This is a genomic window from Limnohabitans sp. TEGF003 (assembly GCF_055395455.1).
Genome location: NZ_AP029225.1, coordinates 2,498,847 through 2,519,374, shown reverse-complemented (window position 1 = coordinate 2,519,374; position 20,528 = coordinate 2,498,847). Strand labels below are relative to the sequence as shown.

The 20,528-nt window shown below is 63.8% G+C and carries 16 protein-coding genes; 5 read left to right on the top strand and 11 right to left on the bottom strand.

The window, feature by feature from the left end; all coding sequences use genetic code 11:
* Positions 1-96: 96 nt before the first annotated feature.
* From ACZ5RT_RS12070 to ACZ5RT_RS12060, 3 genes are all read right to left on the bottom strand, one after another.
* Positions 97-807, bottom strand: a complete 711-nt coding sequence (locus ACZ5RT_RS12070) for a response regulator transcription factor (RefSeq protein WP_464452618.1) — start codon at positions 805-807, stop codon at positions 97-99.
* Complete coding sequence (locus ACZ5RT_RS12065; RefSeq protein ID WP_464452617.1) at positions 783-2,573, bottom strand: sensor histidine kinase; 1,791 nt, start codon at positions 2,571-2,573, stop codon at positions 783-785. The genes ACZ5RT_RS12070 and ACZ5RT_RS12065 overlap by 25 nt, the downstream gene beginning before the upstream one ends.
* A 239-nt stretch (positions 2,574-2,812) precedes the next feature.
* Entirely contained in the window at positions 2,813-4,069 is a 1,257-nt protein-coding gene (locus ACZ5RT_RS12060; protein ID WP_464452616.1) for a GDSL-type esterase/lipase family protein, read from the bottom strand.
* Positions 4,070-4,242: 173 nt separating this feature from the next.
* Here ACZ5RT_RS12060 and flgJ point away from each other — a divergent pair, with 173 nt between their 5' ends.
* Entirely contained in the window at positions 4,243-5,361 is a 1,119-nt protein-coding gene (flgJ, locus tag ACZ5RT_RS12055) for a flagellar assembly peptidoglycan hydrolase FlgJ (protein ID WP_464452615.1), read from the top strand.
* A 15-nt stretch (positions 5,362-5,376) separates the two neighbouring features.
* On the opposite strand, the gene ACZ5RT_RS12050 is transcribed toward flgJ, so the two are convergent.
* From ACZ5RT_RS12050 to mutL, 5 genes are all read right to left on the bottom strand, one after another.
* Positions 5,377-7,431, bottom strand: coding sequence for an acyltransferase family protein (locus ACZ5RT_RS12050; RefSeq protein ID WP_464452614.1), 2,055 nt, complete (start codon positions 7,429-7,431; stop codon positions 5,377-5,379).
* The gene (locus tag ACZ5RT_RS12045) at positions 7,428-8,939 is read right to left on the bottom strand and encodes an SGNH/GDSL hydrolase family protein (RefSeq protein ID WP_464452613.1); all 1,512 of its coding nucleotides are present in this window, start codon (positions 8,937-8,939) and stop codon (positions 7,428-7,430) included. The genes ACZ5RT_RS12050 and ACZ5RT_RS12045 overlap by 4 nt, the downstream gene beginning before the upstream one ends.
* Positions 8,936-9,892 (bottom strand): tRNA (adenosine(37)-N6)-dimethylallyltransferase MiaA, encoded by a 957-nt coding sequence (gene miaA / locus ACZ5RT_RS12040; protein WP_464452612.1) that lies wholly within the window; start codon positions 9,890-9,892, stop codon positions 8,936-8,938. Before miaA ends, ACZ5RT_RS12045 begins: the two co-directional genes overlap by 4 nt.
* Positions 9,889-11,106 (bottom strand): multidrug effflux MFS transporter, encoded by a 1,218-nt coding sequence (locus ACZ5RT_RS12035; RefSeq protein WP_416558808.1) that lies wholly within the window; start codon positions 11,104-11,106, stop codon positions 9,889-9,891. Before ACZ5RT_RS12035 ends, miaA begins: the two co-directional genes overlap by 4 nt.
* A gap of 361 nt (positions 11,107-11,467) precedes the next feature.
* The gene (gene mutL / locus ACZ5RT_RS12030; protein WP_464452611.1) at positions 11,468-13,507 is read right to left on the bottom strand and encodes a DNA mismatch repair endonuclease MutL; all 2,040 of its coding nucleotides are present in this window, start codon (positions 13,505-13,507) and stop codon (positions 11,468-11,470) included.
* Positions 13,508-13,688: 181 nt separating this feature from the next.
* Here mutL and ACZ5RT_RS12025 point away from each other — a divergent pair, with 181 nt between their 5' ends.
* Entirely contained in the window at positions 13,689-14,327 is a 639-nt protein-coding gene (locus tag ACZ5RT_RS12025) for a DedA family protein (RefSeq protein ID WP_464452610.1), read from the top strand.
* A gap of 6 nt (positions 14,328-14,333) precedes the next feature.
* Here the strand turns inward: ACZ5RT_RS12025 and ACZ5RT_RS12020 are convergent, their stop codons facing one another.
* Together ACZ5RT_RS12020 and tsaE are read right to left on the bottom strand one after the other, a co-directional pair.
* The gene (locus ACZ5RT_RS12020) at positions 14,334-15,728 is read right to left on the bottom strand and encodes an N-acetylmuramoyl-L-alanine amidase (RefSeq protein WP_464452609.1); all 1,395 of its coding nucleotides are present in this window, start codon (positions 15,726-15,728) and stop codon (positions 14,334-14,336) included.
* On the bottom strand, positions 15,718-16,335 hold the full coding sequence (gene tsaE, locus ACZ5RT_RS12015) for a tRNA (adenosine(37)-N6)-threonylcarbamoyltransferase complex ATPase subunit type 1 TsaE (protein WP_464452608.1): 618 nt from the start codon (positions 16,333-16,335) through the stop codon (positions 15,718-15,720). Before tsaE ends, ACZ5RT_RS12020 begins: the two co-directional genes overlap by 11 nt.
* Between tsaE and queG the strand changes: the two genes are divergently transcribed.
* Positions 16,318-17,370, top strand: coding sequence for a tRNA epoxyqueuosine(34) reductase QueG (gene queG, locus ACZ5RT_RS12010; protein WP_464454217.1), 1,053 nt, complete (start codon positions 16,318-16,320; stop codon positions 17,368-17,370). The genes tsaE and queG overlap by 18 nt on opposite strands.
* A gap of 208 nt (positions 17,371-17,578) precedes the next feature.
* Here the strand turns inward: queG and ACZ5RT_RS12005 are convergent, their stop codons facing one another.
* Complete coding sequence (locus tag ACZ5RT_RS12005) at positions 17,579-18,484, bottom strand: AEC family transporter (RefSeq protein ID WP_291925001.1); 906 nt, start codon at positions 18,482-18,484, stop codon at positions 17,579-17,581.
* 147 nt (positions 18,485-18,631) lie between these two features.
* On the opposite strand from ACZ5RT_RS12005, the gene ACZ5RT_RS12000 reads away from it, so the two are divergent.
* Both ACZ5RT_RS12000 and xerD read left to right on the top strand, forming a co-directional pair.
* The gene (locus tag ACZ5RT_RS12000) at positions 18,632-19,606 is read left to right on the top strand and encodes a tripartite tricarboxylate transporter substrate binding protein BugE (RefSeq protein WP_108426612.1); all 975 of its coding nucleotides are present in this window, start codon (positions 18,632-18,634) and stop codon (positions 19,604-19,606) included.
* 9 nt (positions 19,607-19,615) lie between these two features.
* The gene (xerD, locus tag ACZ5RT_RS11995; RefSeq protein ID WP_464452607.1) at positions 19,616-20,524 is read left to right on the top strand and encodes a site-specific tyrosine recombinase XerD; all 909 of its coding nucleotides are present in this window, start codon (positions 19,616-19,618) and stop codon (positions 20,522-20,524) included.
* Positions 20,525-20,528 lie beyond the last annotated feature (4 nt).

Below are 20,528 nucleotides of genomic sequence, written 5' to 3'. Positions count from 1 at the left end.
TTGGAGATTTGTGAACGATAGGCAAACCTTATTTATCATCCCTACCAAAACCTACAAAATCTCCGGCAGTCGATCACATTGAAGAGGGCCAGGCGTTCAAATTACCTGAATCGGTATGCACAGTTGGTAACCGTGTCCTCGCACTGCCTCGAGGCAGCCGGGTTCGGCGCCTGCTTCGACCAGTTTTTTGCGCAGACGGACAATACGCACTTCCAGGCTGGATTTGGGGTAATTTTGCAGATCCAGCCCCAAGGTTTCGGCGATTTGCCAGTAAGCGACTCGCTGGCCCGGCGCACGAGAAAAGGCCACCAACATCGCCGCCTCTGCCGCGCTCAGATGGACGGGAGTTTGCCCGGTCTTGGTCAGCGTCATTTGCTGCTGAGACAGTGTGAAAGTGTGCTGCTGGGTCAGCAGGTCGTCGACACGTTGGCGGCGTCGGCCAAAGGCGGCCACGGCAGCACACAGCTCGGGCACCTCCAAGGGTTTGCTCAGGTACAGGTCGGCCCCGCGGGCGTAGCCTTCCAGTTTGTCTTCGAGTCTGGAGCGCGCGGTAACGATGATCAAGCCGGCCAATGGATAAGCTGCCCGCACCCGTTCGGTCAGGCTGAAGCCATCTTCGCCGGGTAGGTTCAGGTCGATCAGGAAAATGTCAACGGCGTGGCCGCCGGCTTCGTCTTCAAGTTCTTCGGCGCAGGACAGCGCTACCACTTGGTGCCCCGACTCCTCAAGGGTTTGCTTCAGCATTGTGCGAAGGATGTCGTGGTCTTCGACCAGGACGATATTCAGATGGGGGACAGCGGTATCCACAGGGTAAATTCCACGAGTTGAGCACTGGGGGTGTAGTTGAGCGTGCCCCCCAGGCTTTGAGCCAATTGCCGTGACAGAAACAGCCCCAGGCCAGAGCCTGATTCCCGTTGTGCACCCACAGCGCGGTAATATTTATCAAAAAGCATGTGTTCGTCGGGCCAGCCCGCCACACCCGGGGTGTTGCGAACGCAAATGGCCAGACCGCTTTGGTTTTGCCGCTCTTGTGCTAGCAGACTCACCGTCACATGGGTCAGCGAGTCGCTGTAGCGGGCCGCGTTGTCAAGCAGGTTGTTCAAAATGATCTGCAGCAATTGCTGGTCGGTTTGCAACTCGGGCAAACGGCCCGGCATCTGGATGCGAAGCCGCTTTTCCAGCGTCGGCAACTTTTCGGCCAGCTGCTGGATCAGTGCGAAGACGTTCACTGCTTGTAGGCTTTGTTGCAGTGCCAATTGACCGAGCTGATCGGCCTGGACGCAGCGGTCGATGATGGCTTTCATGTCCTGAATGGCGCGTCCTGCGTGTTCGAGGTTTTCCTCGCGATTTTTTCTGGTGCCCAGGGCCAGCGACACAACGGTCAGCGGGGTCTTGAGTTCGTGCATCAGCATGTGCAGGAACTGAGATTGCTCCTGGCGTTGTCGCTGTTCTTGTGCCATGTCCTGTTGCGCTTTTTTCAGTTGCCAACGCATTTGCTGGCTCAGGTTAGCCATGCGTTGCGCTCGCACCAGCAGGATGCCCGCCATCATGAGGCCTGACACCAGGCCATGCAGGATGAGGGCATACAAGGTCCAGCCTTGTACCTGTACCCAGCCTATGACGTTGAAAAGTCCGATCAGCAGGCTGCTGAAAATCAGAGTGTAGTAAGTGACCATGACCTTTTTGGACAGTATTTGTTCAGTGGGCTGATCGGGGCGACAGGAGAGTGCCGTCAGTGCCATGACGCTGGTGGCCGCTATCAGCAGCAAGACATTGGTCTGGAGTGCCAGCCGAGCATGACCTGCAAGCAGTGCCAATGGCACGAACAGGCTGATGAGACCAAAGGCCTTCAGAAGCAGCATCAGCTGCTTCTGGGGTCGATACCCTGAAAGGAAGATGATGTCGAAGCGGATGGCGATCGGCAGCATGAGCGTGGCGCTCAGAGAGAAAGCGAAATCAAAAAAAGTGGGCGGCAACCAAGCGGAAAACAGCAGTGTGGGCAGGCCTAAATAGGCCGCGCCATAGTAGGTGTAAAACGCATGTCGTATCAAATAGGTGCCAAGGACTTTGTCGCGTTGTACCCACCAGATGGAGATCAGCACAAAAAGAATCAGCACCAGAACGGAGGTGTAGAGCGCCGACAAAGTGATTTGAACCGTGCTTGCTTGTGGGACTTGAACAATCGGGATTGCCTCTGCGTCCAGCAAGTGGCTGCTCGTGGTTTGTAGCCGTAGCCAGACTTGCCGTGGTGAAGGGCTTGCGGGCAATTCAAACGAATACCCGAGACCCGGCAGGGCATTGTTCTGGGTGGGATGACGGTCCCCTACGGTGATCGTCGCATGGTCATTGGCCGGATCGAACAGCGTGATGCTGTCCAGCCATGCCGGGTTGATGCGCAAGCCCAGGGGCTGGGGGCTCGCAGCAAGGGTCAGGCGTATCCAGTGCACCGAGTCGGTGTACCCGCGGCTGAGGATTTTCTGGTAAGGGGTGTAAGACTGGCCGCGTGCTGTTTCAAAACTGGCTTGGGCGCTGTCGTCTTGCCAATACGCCCTAGCGATGATGTGGTCGTGCATTTGCGCCACAGACGATGCGGCCAGAAGAAGCCACAAACCCAGACTCGACAACAGACGCGCAATCCATGGTTGCAGCGTCAGTTTTTGCGAGCGATTGGGCCTGACTGTGGTGGGGTAAGTAAGAGCTGGCAAACCGGCAAAAAGTGCAAATATGATGAATTTGGTTCGACTGTCTGTCACGTCTTGCGTTAATCCCTACATTTGCCTACATCAATCTGGCCGTCCGCCCAGTTGCTGACTCACCGCTGCTTGATCGGCACCACACTCGCCATGCTGCGTGCGCTTTGGGCATAGCCCTCGGGCGTCAGGTGCAGCAGGTCGGCTTGCATCCAGCCATTGGCCAGCCAGCGCTGTGCGGCACCGGGGCCGCCCATGGCTTTTTGCCAGTGCCAGTGGGCGCAGCCCTTGGCGCTGGCCAGGCGGTATTGGCTGTCGTTGATCAGGCGCACGGTGTTGGACGATCTTTTGGCGTCTGGCGGACCGATCAGGATGCAGCGGGCCCGGGGGTAGGCGGTTTTCAGGCGGGTGAGGCTGGCACTCAGCTGGGCTTCGTAAAGCGCGACCTTGAAGTCCGGGTCCAGCGATTCGTTGGTGCCCGATTGCAGCATGACCACGTCGTAGCCGACGGCCAGCGGGTCTTGCTGGCGCAGCTGGGCCGTGTCCACCACACGCCAGCCCTTGGCGGTGGCGCCGGGGATGCTGAACACATCCAGCACGACCTGTGTTTTGCCTTCGTACACCGGGGCGATGCCGTCGACGCGCAGCTGCCCGGCGATGACCCGCAAGCGCAGTGTGGCAAAGGCTTGCTCGCCTTGCACCCGCAGGCGCTGGGGGCTGCCGGGCCCCAGGTTGACGATGGCTTCGGCACCGTCATCGACGCGGATGCCCAGGACCAGCGTGCGCTCGGCCTGGTCTTTGGAAAAGTGGATGTCGGCCCATGTCAGGCGGGTTTGGACATCGGGGTAGCGAAAGTCCAGCCAGAGGTAAGCGCCCGGGTTGTCGGTGCCCAGGTGGGCCAGGGATTTGGCATACGCCTGGGGGCTTTCATGGGTCGATCGAAAGGCCAGACTCAACTGCCAGTCGTCACTCAGACAGGCGCGGCGCAGGGGGTGTCGGATGCCCTTGAGCCCAAAAGTCGGGGCGATGAAGCTGGGGTGGGTTTGGGCGCGTGGCAGGCGCAAGGCCTCCAGCAGGTTGTCGGTGAAGGTGCCCGATGCCGTGTGGCTGTCACCCCACAGGCCGATTTTGAGCCCGGGTGTGTGGTTGTGGTCGGGCGCTGTGTACGCAGCCACCAAGCTGGCTGGCGGATCTTCTGCCACTGGGCCGGAGCGCGGCGCGTTGGCCAATGCCCGTGACTTGCTGGCCGGGCAGTTGAACTCGGTCGGCTGGCTTGGCCCGCTCACGCGCAGCAGTGCCATGTCCGGCGCAGCGAGGGCGCCGAGCGGGCAGCAGGCCGCCAGGAGTGCGGCGGCGAATCGGGCAAAGACCAGTGTCAAAAAATGCGTCCGTTCAAACGTGTGAGGCGTGTTTGTACCACTTAGGTATTGATCTTCTCGGTGGGACTGGGCTTGATTTCAGGCTCGAAAATTGCTTTTTTACCCACAGACTGTGGAATATCCGTCAATTTTCCGGTGTCCGCGCACCTTCTGTGCCGGTCGCCCATGATGCCATGACCTTGCTTGCTGTCACGCCCTTCACCCCCTCGGCGTCCGAATCATCGGACCGCCTGGCGGGTGCGTCTGCGCGTTCGGGCACACAGGGGGGGACATTTTCTCAGACCTTGTCCAGCCTCACCCAGCCGGGCGAGGTCGTCACGGTGCGCCCGGGGGACACCCTGAGTGGCTTGATTCAAAAACGCTTGCAGGAAACCCAGGCATCGCTCCAGCTGTCGGGCGATCAGCTGTACCGCGTGGCGCTCAAGGTGGCGGCTGACAACGGCATCCCCAATGCCAACCTGATTTACCCGGACCAACGCATTGACCTGTCGTCGGCCACCAGCTTGGCCATGGCCGAGGCTTTGCAGCCCAACTCACCGGGCTTGCCGGACACCCCTTGGGCGGGTGCCGCACCCAGACCCACAGCCCCCGCCAGCCGTGTGGCAGGCCCTTCGGACGGTCCGGCTTCGGCAGGCGCCAGGGCTTTTCTGGCCCAGCATGCCCAAGCCGCCCGCCAAGCCCAGGCGACCAGCGGCATTCCGGCCACGTTCATGGTGGCGCAGGCTGCGCTCGAAACCGGTTGGGGCCAGCACGAAATCCGCTTTGACGATGGCCGCACCTCGCACAACCTGTTTGGTATCCGCGCGGGTGCCAACTGGAAGGGGCCTGTGGCCGAGATCTGGACCACCGAATTCATCAACGGCGCTGCGCAAAAAGTGCGGGGGCAGTTTCGCGCTTACGGCAGTTACCAGGAGTCGTTCAACGACTATGCCCGCCTGATCAGCCAGAGCCCGCGTTATGCGAATGCCATGCGCAACCTGGGCGACCCACAGGCCTTTGCCAGCGCCTTGCAGCAAGCCGGTTACGCCACCGCACCTAATTACGCCAAAGTGCTGGCTTCGGTCATTCAGACCACTCAGCGCCTGCAGGACAGCGTGCCTGTACTGGCCAGTATGCCTTTGCCCACCACTGCGCAGGTTCTGGGTTTGCGCGGCGGCGGACCACTGGCCCAGGATGCGGGGCTGAGTGCCTTGAACATGTTGCCGGGTGCTGCGGCCTTGCCTCTGGCCAGCTCGCGGCAGTGGCGGCAGTCGCCTTACGCCGAACTCGGTACGCCCAAAGTCCTGCCCTGACACAGGGGCGAGGGTTCAGCCACCCGATGAGGTTGGGGCCGTCGTCTCGGGGGCTGCTTTGCCAGTTTCGGTGGGCGCAGGAGTGGAGGGCGGCACCGGTGCTGCAAGGGGCAGGGTGGCGGGCGAAGGAGCCGCCGAAGATGTCGCCGAAGTTGCTGCCGAAGATGAAGCCGGGGGGGCGCTCACCGGCATACCGCCGCCTTTGGGCAGTGGCGGTCGTTTGACTTGCCGCAATGTCGGTCCGTTGACCGTGACCTCGGGTTGGCCCAAGGCCATGCGGATCTGGTTGTAATAGGCATGAATGCCGCTGCCCGACAGGTGGATGCCGTCTTGCACGAAATAGTCCGGGTTGGCCTGGCCGATCGCATGCCAGTCCACCAGACGCACATTGTCAAAGCTCTGGCTGACCCGCCCGATCAGCTCGTTGTTGGGCCCGGTCCAGCGTCTGGCACCGTACACATTCAGAACCACCACCGTTTTGCGGTCGCTCAGTTGCGCCAGCAGCGCCCGGAACTGTTTTTCTGCCAAATAGCCATTGGTGCCCAAATGGATGACCGCTGCGTCACCCAGCTGGGCGGTCTCGCGCAGGCTTTGCACCAGCTTCAGGCCATCGCTGCCTTGTCGGCCCACTTTGGCGTCCACCGAGGCCGATGGCAGGCGGCGCTGCAGATAGGGGCTGGCCCCCAGCAAAACCGAGTCGCCAACCAGGGTGACTTTTTGGTAATGGGTGCCACGGGTGTCGGGGGGCGTCAGCGGCTGTGCAGGGGCTTCTGCGGGAGGAACAGGGTCTGTCCTCGGGGCGTGCTGAGGTGCTGTGTTCAGGGTCGGGGTAGCGGTCGGCCCTTTGGTGGGGCTGGGGTCTGCAGGCTTGTTGATGGCTTTTGGCGTGTCCTGGCTGGGAGGCAACGAGCCGGGCACGAAGGCCAGCACAGCGGCGTTGACCCCCACCAGGGCCGCAGCGGCCACCGTGGTGCTGCGCCGCCAGGGCTTGGCCCGGGCGTTGTGTGTCCAGCGGGTTTCCACCCAGCGGTAAGAGGCTTCGGCGCACAGCAGAGTGATCAACAGGCGGGCGGCGTTGACCCAGGTCAGCTCCAGCGCATCGGCTTGGGTGGAAGGCCGCAGCCAGACCACCACCGGCCAATGCCACAGGTACAGCGAATACGACCGGGCACCGAGCCACAGCATCGGGCGGGTCGAGAGCATCCAGGCCACCCAAGTGCCTTCGCGGGTGGCCGCGCCGATCACCACGCAGGTGAGCAAGGCCGCCAGCAAAAAGCCGCCTTGGTACAGCCCGGGCATGCCTTCGTGGGTTTCGGCCATGCCCCAGATCAGGGCCGCCAGCGCGGCGGTGCCCGCCAGGTTCAGGATTTCGTCGCTGGCCTGAGAAGCCATGCGGATTTTCCAGGGGTTCCACCAGGCGGCCAGGGCCGATCCGGCCAGCAAGCCCATCAAATGGGTGTCGGTGCCCAGGTACACGCGGCTGGGGTCGCCGCCCTCCAGTTGCGTGGTGTACAGCCAGGCCATCCAGACTGTGCTGGCCACGGCGATCAAGCCCGCCGCCACGCCCAGGCCCGTGCGGCCGGTCCGGTTCAACAGCCACAACGCCGCCAGGGGCCACAGCAGGTAATACTGCTCTTCCACCGCCAAAGACCACAGGTGCTGCAGCAGCCGGGGTTGCTCGATCGCCTCGAAATACGACTGCTGCGCGACGATCTGCCACCAGTTGGACAGGTACAAAAAGGCAGCGGGCAAGTCTTCGCGCAAACGCGGCAGGGCGGCGGGCTGAAACAGCGGCGTGAGCGGCACCAGCAAGAGCAGCATGACCAAGGCCGCCGGGAACAGCCGCCGTGCCCGGCGCAGGTAAAACGCCGGGAAATCGATGCGCCCGGTCTGGGCGTGTTCTTGCAGCAGCAGCGCCGTGATGATGAAACCCGAGACGGTGAAAAAGATGTCCACCCCCAGAAAACCCGCAGGTAAAAAGTGGCCCAGGTTCAGGTGGTAGCCGATCACGGCCAGCACGGCCACGCCGCGCAGGCCGTCAAGTCCCGGCAAACGCGCCAAGGCGCTCATGGTTTGGCCAGGCCGAAGTCGGCCATGAAGGTGTTGGCCAGTTCACGGTAACCAGCCGGCGTGAAGTGGATCAGGTCAGGCGCCATGAGCGCCGGGCTCTTGCGTGCCCAGGTGTAGGCGCTGCCCACGCCGCCCATGGCGTTTTGCATGCTCCAGGCCTGGCAGCCGTGCTGGGCCGCCAATTCGGCCTGGATTTGCCCGATGCGCTCGTGGATGCGGGCGTATTTGAGCAACTGGGCGGCAGGGGCGGCTTTGGCCGTCTGAGGCGGTGCTTTGGGGGCAGCTTTGCCTTTGGGCACCTGTTTTTTGGAAGTCTGGTTTTTGGCGTTGGCTGCTGCCTTGGGCCGCTTGGTGGCTCTGGACTTGGTCACCCGAATGCCCCGGTCGCCCGGTCCGATCAGCACGCACTGGGTTTGTGGAAAGACCCTGCGGAAATTACTCAGCGTCCGTGAGAGCGTGTCCCGGTAAGCGTCTTCGTTGAAGCGCGGGTCGTTGCCCTCGTTGGTGCCAAAGGCGATCAAGGCCAGGTCGTAGGCTTGGTCGGTGAACCAGGACGCCAAATAGCCCAAATCGCTGCGCACCCAGCCCGCCATGGTGGCCCCCGGGTAGGCGAACAAATCCAGGTGCAGGGCCGATGCGGCGGGCGCTGGTGTTTCGGGCAGCTTGAGGCCCTGAAAGCGGAAGCCCCCCTCGACCACGCGGATCTGCAAGGTGGACAGCGGCACCCGGGTCTCCAGCGTTAAGGCGCTTGGGCCTGCGGCTGGCTCGAGTGGCACCAGTGTCTCGGTTTCGCCGTCCACGCTGATGGCCAGCCGGGTGAGGCCTGGGCCATCGCCGTGGTGCAGGATCTGCAGGCGGTTGTGGCGGGCAAGCCCTTGGGCGTCGCGCAGGTCCAGCGCCAGTGTGGCGCCGGGGCGTTTGGCCACCAGGCTCGTCATGCCCGGCCCTGGGGCGGCCGCAGCGTCGGCGTGGGCGTAAGCCATTTCGCGGCCCCAGTCGCCAGACAAACAGGTTTTGCGCACGAGCGCCCGCACGCCACCGTGGCCGACGCCGGCATGGACAAAGCGGCTGGTGACGGTTGCGTCAGCCGGGACCAGTTGGCGCACCATCTGGTCGCTGAAAAAAGCCGCGGCCATGTGGCTGTCGCCCCACACCGCGATGCGCCAGCCGCGCGGATCGCCTTGCAGCCGTGGGCCAGCCAGAGCGGTCGGCGCGGTGCGCTCGGCACTCGCCTCTTGCAGCGCTTGGGCGACCTCGTCGTCGTCGGGGATTTCGGTGGGTTCGGCCACAGGGGCGCTGGGGCGTGTGCTGGGCGGGCCTTTGCGTGGGCACACCAGGCTGACAGGGGCGGCCCCCGAGTTGCTGATCTGCAGCACTTGCTGCGCCATGGGCATGGCCGTCAGGTCGGGCGCTGATATAGCCAGCGGGCTGAAGCACCACAGCATCAGCCCCCAAAAATGCAGGCTCAGGCGCCTGTGCTTTGCAGGGTGTGGGGCAAGCAGGCTCATGCGGACATCCAGGTCTGGGCCTGTGCCGTGACGGCCGAGGCGACGGGGTGTGGGCCGTCGGCTTGCACCACGCAGCGCGAAGGCATGCTGCGCAGCCAGGTGATCTGGCGTTTGGCCAACTGCCGGGTGGCAAAAATGCCGCGCTCACGGATCTCGCTTTCAGGCCAGCCCTCCTGAAGCCCTTGCCAGGCTTGGCGGTAACCCACGCAGCGCATGGACGGCAGGTCCGGGTTCAGGTCGCCGCGTTGGCGCAAGGCCTTAACCTCGTCCATGAAGCCGGTCGCCATCATGAGATCAAAGCGCTGGGCAATGCGCTGGTGCAGCCAAGCCCGGTCCAGCGGCTCCAGGCTGATGACGGGGATGTGCCAGTCGGGCGCAGTGGCTTTGGCGCTTTGGTGAAAGGACGACAGGCTTTGTCCGGTGGCGGTCCAGACTTCGAGCGCTCGGCCAATGCGTTGGCTGTCGCCGGGGGCCAGGCGGGCGGCAGTTTGCGGGTCCACCTGCGCCAGTTCGGCATGCAGGGCGGGCCAGCCCAGCCGCGCGGCGCGGGCGTGGATGTCTGCCCGCACCTCGGGGTCGGCCGGGGGCATGTCGTTCAGCCCTTCGAGCAGGGCCTTCAGGTAGAGCATGGTGCCGCCCACCAGCAGCGGGGTTTTGCCGCGTGCGCGGATGTCCCGGATGAGGGTGGTCGCATCTTTGGCGAATTCGGCGGCGCTGTAGCTTTGCAGCGGGTCCAGGGTGTCGATCAGGTGGTGCGGCACGGCGGCCAGCTCTTCGCGGCTGGGTTTGGCGGTGCCAATGTCCATGCCCCGGTAGACCAGGGCCGAGTCAACGCTGATGATTTCTGCGCCGCCGTGGGGCTGCAGGCTGTGCGCCAAGGCCAGCGCGGCAGCGGTTTTGCCGCTGGCCGTGGGCCCCACCAGGGCGATGGCGTCAACGGGGCGTTGCTTCATGCGGGCTTGGCCGATGTAACCACCGGGCGACCATGGCGCTGCACACCGGTCCAGGCCACGAAGGTGATGAAAACGGCGCACAGCAACAGACCGTGGGCCAGCGCAAACACCGGGCGGTCCATGTGGGTGCCCAGCCAGCCCCCCATGAAGAAAGCCCCCAGCATCATCAAAAAGCCGTTCAGGGCCGAGGCTGTCCCAGCCCGGTGCGGGAAGGGTGCCACCGCGCCGCTCTGGCCGCAAGGCTGGTGCACGCCGTGGCCCAACATGAAGATGTACATGGGCACCATGACGGCCCACGCCCCATACCAGTCCTGGCCTTGGCCCGCATAGGCCAAAGCGGCCATGCCCACCCCACCCGTGATCGTCAGGATGGCGGCGATGCCCACGGTGCGATGCACGCTGGTGCGTCGCAACATCCAGCGGCACCAGAAAGTGCCCACGATGTAGGACAGCGACATGCTCAGCATCAGAAAGCCGTAGGCCGTTTTGCTGTAGCCCATGAAGGTGACGAAGACAAACGATGAACTGGCCAAAAAGGTGAAAAGCCCCAGGTAAGAGCTGGCCGACAGGGCGCACCAGGTGAGGAACACCGGGTTGCGCAGGATGTCCAGGTTGGCCCGAAAGAGCGGCCCGGCGCTCAGGGCGTGCGGGTCGGGTTGGGCCAGTGTTTCTTCAAATCGCCAGGCCAGCAGGGCCAGTGTGGCCGCCCCGAACACGGCCAGGGCCAGCAGGGCGTAACGCCAACCCAGGGCGTCGGTCAGCATGCCGCCCAGCGGTGCACAGGCGCAGGCGATGATGCCCAGCCCGGTGAGGCCTTGTGACATGACCGTGGCACCCTGCAGCGGCTGGAACAAATCCCGCACCACAGCCCGCGCGGCCATGACGCCCGCACCCATGGCGATGCCTTGCACCGTGCGCCCGGCGATCAGCCAGGCCATGTCGGGCGCCAGCGCACAAGCGACCGAGGCCAGCGTGTAAGCGCCCATGCCCCACAGCAGGATGGGGCGGCGACCAAAGCGGTCGGACAACGGTCCCCAGACTAGTTGCGACAGGCCGAAAGCGAGCAGCAGCGCCGTGAGGGTGAGTTGGGCCTGCCCCATGCCCGAGCCAAAGCCTTGGGTGATGGCGGGCAGGGCGGGCAGATACAAGTCGGTGGTGACGGGTTGCAGGCCGAGCAGCAGGGCGAGGATGAGGACGATCAGTTTTTGCGGCATGCCAGTGTTGGGTCTTGAGTCTTCGTCAGCGTTGGCGAAGGTGAGCTGATTTTTCTTTCTTCTTGGAACGCGAGCGTCGGGGCCGGTGCGCGGCTGCCCTCATACTCGCTGCGCTCGCCAAATCGGGCAGTCCGCGCACCGGCCCCGACACTCGCTTTGTGGTTGTTCAAACCAGCCCCTGTTTTTGGGGGCACAGGCACAGGGTCGGCTGCGCTCGCCGCGCGGAGCTCGCGATTTGGCGAGCGAAGCGAGTATGAGCGAGACCGCGCGGCGAGTGCGGCTGACCCGGGTTCAGACCACAAGCGCGACCGATGGAAAGGCGCCCCTGACTCGGATTCGAACTGAGGTGCTGAAACAACCATCACCGACCCCGCAAAAACAGCGCATCCAGATCCCGCATCGTCATCTGACGCCATGTGGGACGGCCGTGGTTGCATTGGTCGGAGCGCTCGGTCTCTTCCATCTGGCGCAGCAAGGCGTTCATCTCGTCCAGCGTCAGGCGGCGGTTGGCGCGGACTGCGCCGTGGCAGGCCATGGTCGCCAAAATCTCGTTTTGGGCGCGTTGCACCACCGTGCTGGCGTCGTGCTGGGACAGCTCGGCCAGCACGCTGCGGGCCAGCTCGACCGCGTCGCCTTGCGCAAGACTCGTGGGAACGGCGCGCACGGCCAGGGTTTTGGCCGACAGGGGCGAAATTTCCAGGCCGAGTTGCTCCAGCGCCTCGGCGCAGGCTTCGGCCGTGGCCACTTCGGTCGGTGTGGCGGCAAAGGTGGCGGGGATCAGCAGGGGTTGGCTGGCGATGCGCGGGCCTTCGCCATCGGCGGCGTTGAGCTGCTTTTTCAGGCGCTCGTAGACGATGCGCTCGTGCGCGGCGTGCATGTCCACCACCACCAGGCCTTGCTTGTTTTCGGCCAGGATGTAGACGCCGTGCAACTGCGCCACGGCACGGCCTAACGGCCAGTCGCCTTCGGGCAGGGGTGCTGAAGGTGTCTCTGGCGTTCTGTAGGAGCTTGCCCCCGCAAGCGAATCCCCTTGTGCCGCAGCAGCTGAGCCTGTTTCAGTTTGGGAGGCCGCCCCTGCTCGCGAATGGCCTTCGGCCGCTGGAGCAGCCTCCCACATGCCTGCTGCCTCTGCGGCGTGGGGTGAGGGCTGCGAGGGCTGCCAAAGCGCCTTCAGGTCGGCCATGGCCTGCTCGCCATTGACGCGGGGACGCAAAAAATCAGCGGGCTTGTAGGCCGGGGCGCTGAAGTTCGACGTTGCGGGACGCTCAAATGCCATGCCGCCTTGTTGCCAGCTGGCCGATTCGGGCAGGGCTTTGGCGACTGACGCTTTCAGGTCAAAGTCGCTGGCGCTGCTGGCCGCTTCATCGTTGAGGTTTTGCGAGCGCGGCGCGGCCAGCGCGTTTTCCAGCGCGTGGCGCACCGCCTGGTGCACAGCCCGGCTGTCCCGAAATCGCACCTCGATCTTGGTCGGGTGCACATTCACATCGACCAGCGTGGGGTCGATCTGCATGAACAGGGCGTAGGCGGGTTGCTTGTTCCCGTGCAGCACGTCTTCGTAAGCGCTGCGCGCCCCGTGCATGACCACCTTGTCGCGCACAAAACGGCCATTGACATAGGCGAACTGGTGGTCGGGGCGCGAGCGAGCGGCGTCGGGCAGACCCGCGCGGCCGATCACCTTGAGCGGCCCAGCGTGGTACTGGACTGGGATGGACTGCGCCACGAATTCTTCGCCCAGCACATCGGCCAGGCGTTGTTCCAGGCCTGCCGCGCCGGGGTGCACGCGCCACTGCTCGACCAGCTTGCCCTCGTGCCAGATGGCAAAGCCCACGTCGGGGCGGGCCAGGGCGTGGCGGCGCACGGCTTCGATGCAGTGCGCCAGCTCGGTGCTGTCGCTTTTCAAAAACTTGCGGCGAGCGGGTGTCGAGAAAAACAACTCTTTGACCTCCACCGTGGTGCCCACAGCGCGGGCGGCGGGGCGGATCTCGCCTGTGCGGCCGTCCAGGGCAAAGGCGGTGGGCTGGCCATCCATGCGCGAGAGCAGGGTGAGCTCGGACACCGAGTTGATGGCCGCCAGCGCCTCGCCCCGAAAGCCCATGGTCATGACCGATTCGAGTTCATCGAGGTTGCCGATCTTGCTGGTGGCGTGGCGCTTCAAGGCGGTGGCCAGCTCGTCGGGCGCGATGCCGCCGCCGTCGTCTTCCACCGAAATCAGCCGGGTGCCGCCGCCCATCAGGCGCAGCGTGATGCTGCGCGCGCCCGCGTCCATGGCGTTGTCCACCAATTCGCGCACGACCGATGCAGGCCGCTCGACCACCTCGCCTGCGGCGATTTGGCTGATCAGTTCATCGGGGAGTTCGCGAATGGGGCGGCGCGCGGGGGCCGGGGTCTGTTGAGTGGTCACAGCCTGATTTTAGGGCTTGTGATCGGTGCATCTGGTCGTGGGAGGCTGCCCATGCGGCCGAATGGGTGCAGTGCCTCTTCGGGCATTCGCGAGCAGGGGCTCACTCCCACATGGCTTGGCCAAAGTCCCCTTTCGTGGGAGGCCGCCCCTGCGGCCGAATGCCTGCGGGGATAATCGGCGCATGGACATCTTGCTGCAACTCGTTGATTTCATCCTCCACGTCGACCGCTACCTGGAGGCCTTTGTTGCCCAATATGGGGCCTGGGTCTATGCCCTGTTGTTCCTCATCATTTTTGTGGAAACCGGCGTTGTGGTCATGCCATTTTTGCCAGGCGACTCGCTGCTCTTCATCGTCGGGGCCATGTGCGGCGCGGGTTTGATGAGCCTGCCGCTGGTGATGGGCTTGCTGCTGGTGGCGGCCATTTTGGGCGATCAGACCAACTACACGATCGGGCGCTACTTTGGCCCCCGGGTGTTCCAGTGGGAAGATTCGCGTTTTTTCAGCCGCAAGGGCTTTGACCAAGCCCACGCGTTTTACGAAAAATACGGCGGCATCACCATCATCCTGGCGCGTTTCATGCCGTTCATTCGCACTTTTGTGCCCTTTGTGGCGGGTGTGGCCGAGATGACCCGCAGCAAGTTCACCCTGTTCAATGTGGTGGGCGGCTTCATTTGGGTGGTGGGCCTGACCTTGGCCGGTTACCTGTTCGGCAATTTGCCCTTTGTGCAGACGCACCTGTCCAAGATCATTTGGGCCTTGATCATCGTGCCGGGCCTGATCGCCATGTTTGGGGCGTGGAGGGCCCGGCGGGCCGTCTGAAGGTCTTCACAGGCTCCGGTTGCGCGCCAGCGGCGGGTTGCGCGAGAAATATTGCAGGATGCCGCGCATCAGGGCATCGGTCAGCTGCTTTTGGTAGGCGTCGCTGCGCAGTTTTTCTTCTTCTTCCGGGTTGCTGATGAAAGCGGTTTCCACCAGCACGCTCGGAATGTCCGGGGCTTTGAGGACCGCAAAACCCGCTTGCTCGACCCGGGGTTTGTGCAATTTTCCAACGCCGCCAATCTCGCGCAGCAAGCTGCCGCCCAGCTGCAGGCTGTCCTTGATTTGCGCTGCGGTGCTCATGTCCAGCAAGGCACGCTGAACCTGCGCGTCCTGGCTTCCCAGGTTGATGCCGCCGATCAAGTCGGCCTTGTTTTCTTTTTGGGCCATCCAGCGGGCCGCACTGCTGGAAGCCGCCCCTTGGCTGAGCGCAAACACGCTCGCGCCTTTGGCCTGGGGCGTGTAAAACGCATCGGCGTGGATGCTGACGAACAGGTCGGCTTGCACGCGCCGGGCTTTTTGCACCCGCACATGCAGGGGCACAAAAAAGTCGGCGTCGCGGGTCAGGTAGGCCCGCATCGGGCTGCCGTTCACGCTGCTGGCGTTGATGCGGTCGCGCAGCAGGTGGGCAATTTTCAGCACCACGTCTTTTTCGCGGGTGCCGCCGGGGCCGATGGCGCCGGGGTCTTCGCCCCCGTGACCCGGGTCCAGCGCGATCACGATCAGCCGGTCGGTGGCCGGGGTGTTGGCCGGGCGCGGCGGGTGGTTGGGGTTGTCCAGCACGGCTGAGGGTGGGGGCTCAAAGTCCTGCTTGCGGGTGCTGGGTGCTGCTGGCGGTGGTGATGCCTTGGCGTTGGACTGGCCTTGCTTGGCCATCCACTCGCCCAAAGGATCGTTCGCCTGGGGGGCAAGGGGCAAGCTGCTCGAGGTCGCCGCTGCCTTGGCCGCAGCCCGCTCCTGGATCAGTTGCTCCAGCGGGTCTGCCGCTTGTGAGGGGTACAGGTCGAGGACCAGGCGGTGGGCATAGGCGGCCACAGGCTGCAGGGTGAAAACTTGGGGTGCAATCGGGCGTTTGAGGTCGATCACCAGCCGCACAGTGTTGGCATTGAACTGGCCCACGCGAATGCCCGCGATGTTGGGGTCTGAAGCCTGCACCTTGCCCACCAGTTCGCGCAAAGCAGCGTTCAGTTCCATGCCTTCAATGTCCACGGCCAGTCGGGGCGGTGAGTCGATGAAGGTTTGTCGGGTCTTGAGCGCGGTGTCTGACTCGAGCGTGACGCGGCTGTAATCGGGCGCTGGCCAAATGCGCACGGCCAGCATATTGGCCCCGCGTGCCAGTTGTGCGGCCCCCAAACTGAGCACCAGCAGGCCTGCTTTGACCAGGCGTCGGCGATCAGCCTGCATGGCCGCTCTCCGGGTGAGTCTGGGCCCAAGTTTGCAGCCAGTGCTGGCCCCGCTCTGTGGCTGCGTTGATCTGCACCCGGCGCTGGTCTTCGTCGATGGCGTCGAGCGCAATCACCCAGTCCGGTGGTGGCAGTTGCCCAGCCACCTTGTCCGGCCACTCCATGAGCTTGAGGCCCGGCCCGGCGAAGATGTCGCGAAAGCCCGCGTCTTCCCATTCCTGTGGGTCGTTGAAACGGTAAAAGTCGAAGTGCCAAATGGGCCAGGCGCTGTCGCCTTCGCTTGTGCCCGCCTGGTGCGGCTCCACCACGGCGTAGGTCGGGCTTTTGATGCGACCTGTCACCCCGGCCGCACGCAGCAGGTGACGCACCAAGGTGGTTTTGCCTGCGCCCAGGTTGCCACGCAACTCGATGCGGGCATCGCGCCCGCCCGGCCATTTTTGCAAGGCGGCGCTCAGTTGTTCGGCAAAGGCCTGCGTGGCGGCTTCATTCGGCCACAAGCCCGCCCAAACGCTGGGTGCGGTGGGGCTTCCTACAATCGGCGGGTGACTGCTCAACGTACTCAAATCGACCTTCCTGAACTGTGGGCCCAGATCCAGATCTGGGCGCATGGGTTGGGATTGTCCCAAATTGGCGTGGCGGGCATCGATTTGTCCTCGGCAGAGCCCGGGTTACAAGCCTGGTTGGCCGCTGGGTTTCACGGCAGCATGGGCTATATGGAAAGCCACGGCATGAAGCGCGCCCGCCCGGCCGAACTGGTGCCGGGCACGGTGAGTGTGATCACCGCCCGCATGGATTATTTGCCACACGACACGCCGCCCGACTGGCTGGCCCGCGAAACTGCCCGCAGCCTGCACCCGGGCGAAGCCGTGGTGTCGCTGTATGCCCGGGGGCGCGATTACCACAAGGTCTTGCGCAGCCGCCTGCAAAAACTGCAGGACCGCATCGCTCAGGCGATTGGCCCGTTTGGCCACCGCGTGTTCACCGACTCGGCCCCCGTGATGGAGGCAGAGCTCGCCACCCGCAGCGGCTTGGGCTGGCGCGGCAAACACACGCTGGTGCTGAGCCGCGAGGCCGGGTCCATGTTTTTTCTGGGCGAGTTGTTTGTGGACTTGGCCCTGCCCGAAACCCCGGCGGTGTCGGCGCACTGCGGCCAGTGCTCTGCCTGCATCGACCTGTGCCCGACCCAGGCCATCGTGGAGCCTTACAAGCTGGATGCACGGCGCTGCATTTCTTATTTGACGATCGAACATGCCGGGCCCATCGACGAGGCGCTGCGCCCGCTGATCGGCAACCGCATTTACGGCTGCGACGACTGCCAGCTGGCCTGCCCCTGGAACAAGTTTGCGCAAGTCAGCCCTTTGCCCGATTGGCTCACCCGCGAGGGTTTGGGTGCAGGCAGCATCACAGAGCTGATGGCGTGGGATGAGGCCGAGTTTTTGCGCCGTACCGAAGGCAGCGCCATCCGCCGCATCGGCCACGCCCGCTGGCTGCGCAATTTGGCCCTGGCAGCGGGCAACGCACTGGCGTCAGGGGACTTGTCGGCGGATGAACAGCGGGGCTTGCAGCAGGCCCTCGCCATCCACGCTGCGCACCCCGACCCGGTGGTGCAGGAGCAGGTGGCCTGGTCGCTGGCCCGCAGGTGATGAGTTTGGTCGCACTTGATTTGTCATACCCGCGGATGCGGGTATCCATAACAGCCGAAGGCATGGACCCCCGATCAAGTCGGGGGTGACGAAACCGGAGGGTCATACCCGCGCAGGCGGGTATCCATGGCAGCCGCAGGCATGGATCCCCGATCAAGTCGGGGTGAAGGTTGGGGGTGTCAGGGGTGACGCCTCGCGAAGTTCTGCGTCAGCGCAGCACCCCCAGCGCAAACGGCAAACTCCACATCCCTGACAAGGTCGACAGCGTGACCAGTCCCGCCACGTAGGGGCCGTTGTAGCCCATGCGGGCGGCCAGCACGTAGCAGGTGGATGCCGTGGGCAAAGCTGAAAACGCCAACAGCACCGTGGTTTGCAGGGCGTCGAGCTGAAACAGGCGGGACATGCCCAGGGCGATCAAAGGCAGCAGCAGGTGTTTGACCGTCAGCACGCTCAGGCCCAGCAGTTTGCCCTGGCGCAAGGTGCCCAGCTGCATGCCCGCGCCCGCGGCCATCAAGCCCAAGGCCAAAGACGCAGCGCCGATCCGGCTGACGCTGGGGTCGAGCCATTCAGGAATGCGCAAACCCAGCAGGTTGGCGGCCAAACCGGAGCCGGTGGCAATGATCAGCGGGTTGCGCACCAGCTCGCGCAAAAAGCCGGTGTTGGCATGCCGGGCCATGGGCCAGACCGCGCCGATGTTGAACAGCGGCACGCACACCCCGATCAGCACCGAGATCATCAGCAGGCCTTCGGGGCCAGCCAGGCGTTCGGCCAGCGCCAGCGCAATGAAGGAGTTGAAGCGAAAGCCCACTTGGGCGCTGGCCGCGTGGTCGCGCCGGTCCAGCCGCTGGCCCAAGATGGGCCAATAGGGCAGGCTGTACGACAGGGCAATCGCGCACAAGCCCAGACTCAGCCCCGCCCCGATCAGGCTGGAGGCCGCATTCAGGTCCAGTGGGCTTTTCACGATGGAGTGAAACAGCAGCACCGGGAACAGGAAAAAATACACCAGACTCTCCACCTGTTGCCACACCGGGCGGTTCAAGGCGGTGAAGCGGCAGATCAGATAGCCGCACAAAATCAGGGAAAAATCGGGAAAGAGGAGTTGGGCAAAGTTCACTCGACTAGGATAACTGACCCTCCAAGGTGCCCAGGCGCTGTCTTGTCACCTGAGGTTCATGTGTTTTTTTGACGGTTTTATGGTTTTCCCCCTCACGAAAGCCCGCCGTCTTTGCCTATCATGTGCCATCTTTCAAGGAGTTTTCGAATGAAGCGTCGCTGTTTGGTTTCTGTGACCGGCCTGGCTGTCACCCTGTTGGCCAGTGGTTCTGTGTGGGCACAGGCTTATCCCAACAAACCCATCAAGTTGCAGGTACCTTTTGCCCCCGGTGGCACCACCGACATCGTCGCTCGCGTGATTTCCGAGCCTTTGGGCAAAGCCCTGGGCCAAAGCGTCATCGTCGAAAACAAAGCCGGTGGTGGTGGTGTGGTGGGCGCGACCGAAACGGCGCGTGTCGCACCCGACGGGTACAACCTGGGCATGGCCACCGTGTCGACCACCGCCGCCAACCCGGCCATCAACCCCAAAATTCCGTACAACGTCCTGACCGATTTCACGCCCATCATCAACATCGCGGCCACGCCCAACGTGATCGCGGTGCACCCCAGCTTCCCGGCCAAGGACTACAAAGGCTTTTTGGCCGAAATCAAAAAGAACCCGGGCAAATACTCCTACGCATCGTCGGGCACGGGCGGCATCGGCCACCTGCAAACCGAGCTGTGGAAGAGTCTGGCGGGCGTGTTCATCACGCACATTCCCTACCGTGGTGCAGGCCCGGCCCTGAACGACACGGTGGCGGGCCAGGTGCCGATCATTTTTGACAACTTGCCTTCGGCCCTGCCGTTCATCCAAACCGGAAAATTGGTGCCGATCGTGGTGGCCGCACCTCAGCGCCTGCCCCAATTGCCCAACGTGCCAACCTTCAAGGAAATTGGGCTGGAGCCGGTCAACCGCATGGCCTATTACGGCATTCTCGGCCCCAAAAACCTGCCCAAAGAGGTGGTGGACAAGATCAGCGCAGGCGTGAAAAAGGCCTTGCAAGAGCCTGGCGTGACCAAGCGCATCAACGACACTGGCTCCTTGATCGTGGCCAACTCGCCCGAAGAATTCACGGCCCAGATCAAGGCCGAGTTCGAGGTCTACAAGAAAGTCGTGGACCAGCAAAAACTCAAGCTGGACTGATGCCAGTCCATGCATAAGGCCAGCCAGAGCGCCATCGACCGATTCGCCGAAGCCCTCTGGCTGGAGGACGGCCTGGCTGCCAACACGCTGGCAGCCTACCGCCAGGATTTGTCGCTCTACGCTACCTGGCTGTTTTTGAGCCACAGGCTGGCGCTGGAGGCGACCCAAGAACACCATCTGCAGGCCTATTTCGCCGAGCGCCATGGCCAGACCAAGGCCACGTCAGCCAACCGCAGGCTCACGGTGTTCAAGCGCTTTTTCCGGTGGGCGTTGCGCGAACGCCTGATCCAAAGCGACCCCACTTTGCGCATGCTGGCCGCCAAACAGGCGCTGCGTGTGCCCAAAACCTTGGGCGAAGCGCAGGTGGATGCTTTGCTGCGTGCGCCGGATGTGGCCACCGATCTGGGCTTGCGCGACCGCGCCATGCTGGAGCTGATGTACGCCAGCGGCCTGCGGGTGAGCGAGTTGGTCTCGCTCAAAACCTTGCATGTGTCACTCAACGAAGGTGTGTTGCGCATCATGGGCAAAGGCAGCAAGGAGCGGCTGGTGCCCTTTGGCGAAGAGGCGCGGGAATGGCTCCAGCGCTACCTGGGGCAGGCGCGGCCAGCCTTGCTTGGCCAGCGTCAGACCGAAGACCTGTTTGTCACCAGCAGTGGCCCCAAGCCCGGCACTGCCATGTCACGCGTGATGTTCTGGAACCTGGTCAAACGCTATGCCATCGAGGCAGGCATCACCGCACCCCTGTCGCCGCACACGCTGCGCCACGCCTTTGCCACGCATTTGCTCAACCACGGGGCCGATTTGCGGGCGGTGCAGATGTTGCTGGGCCATGCCGACATTTCGACCACCACCATCTACACCCATGTGGCGCGTGAGCGCCTCAAGACCTTGCACGCCCAGCACCACCCCAGAGGGTGATGCA

Bases quoted from the DNA above. Each gene is read 5' to 3' on its own strand.
- ACZ5RT_RS12065 (WP_464452617.1), bottom strand. From the start codon at position 2,573: ATGCACGACCACATCATCGCTAGGGCGTATTGGCAAGACGACAGCGCC.
- flgJ (WP_464452615.1), top strand. From the start codon at position 4,243: ATGACCTTGCTTGCTGTCACGCCCTTCACCCCCTCGGCGTCCGAATCA.
- ACZ5RT_RS12050 (WP_464452614.1), bottom strand. From the start codon at position 7,431: ATGAGCGCCTTGGCGCGTTTGCCGGGACTTGACGGCCTGCGCGGCGTG.
- ACZ5RT_RS12045 (WP_464452613.1), bottom strand. From the start codon at position 8,939: ATGAGCCTGCTTGCCCCACACCCTGCAAAGCACAGGCGCCTGAGCCTG.
- miaA (WP_464452612.1), bottom strand. From the start codon at position 9,892: ATGAAGCAACGCCCCGTTGACGCCATCGCCCTGGTGGGGCCCACGGCC.
- ACZ5RT_RS12035 (WP_416558808.1), bottom strand. From the start codon at position 11,106: ATGCCGCAAAAACTGATCGTCCTCATCCTCGCCCTGCTGCTCGGCCTG.
- ACZ5RT_RS12025 (WP_464452610.1), top strand. From the start codon at position 13,689: ATGGACATCTTGCTGCAACTCGTTGATTTCATCCTCCACGTCGACCGC.
- ACZ5RT_RS12020 (WP_464452609.1), bottom strand. From the start codon at position 15,728: ATGCAGGCTGATCGCCGACGCCTGGTCAAAGCAGGCCTGCTGGTGCTC.
- tsaE (WP_464452608.1), bottom strand. From the start codon at position 16,335: ATGCGCCCAGATCTGGATCTGGGCCCACAGTTCAGGAAGGTCGATTTG.
- ACZ5RT_RS12000 (WP_108426612.1), top strand. From the start codon at position 18,632: ATGAAGCGTCGCTGTTTGGTTTCTGTGACCGGCCTGGCTGTCACCCTG.
- xerD (WP_464452607.1), top strand. From the start codon at position 19,616: ATGCATAAGGCCAGCCAGAGCGCCATCGACCGATTCGCCGAAGCCCTC.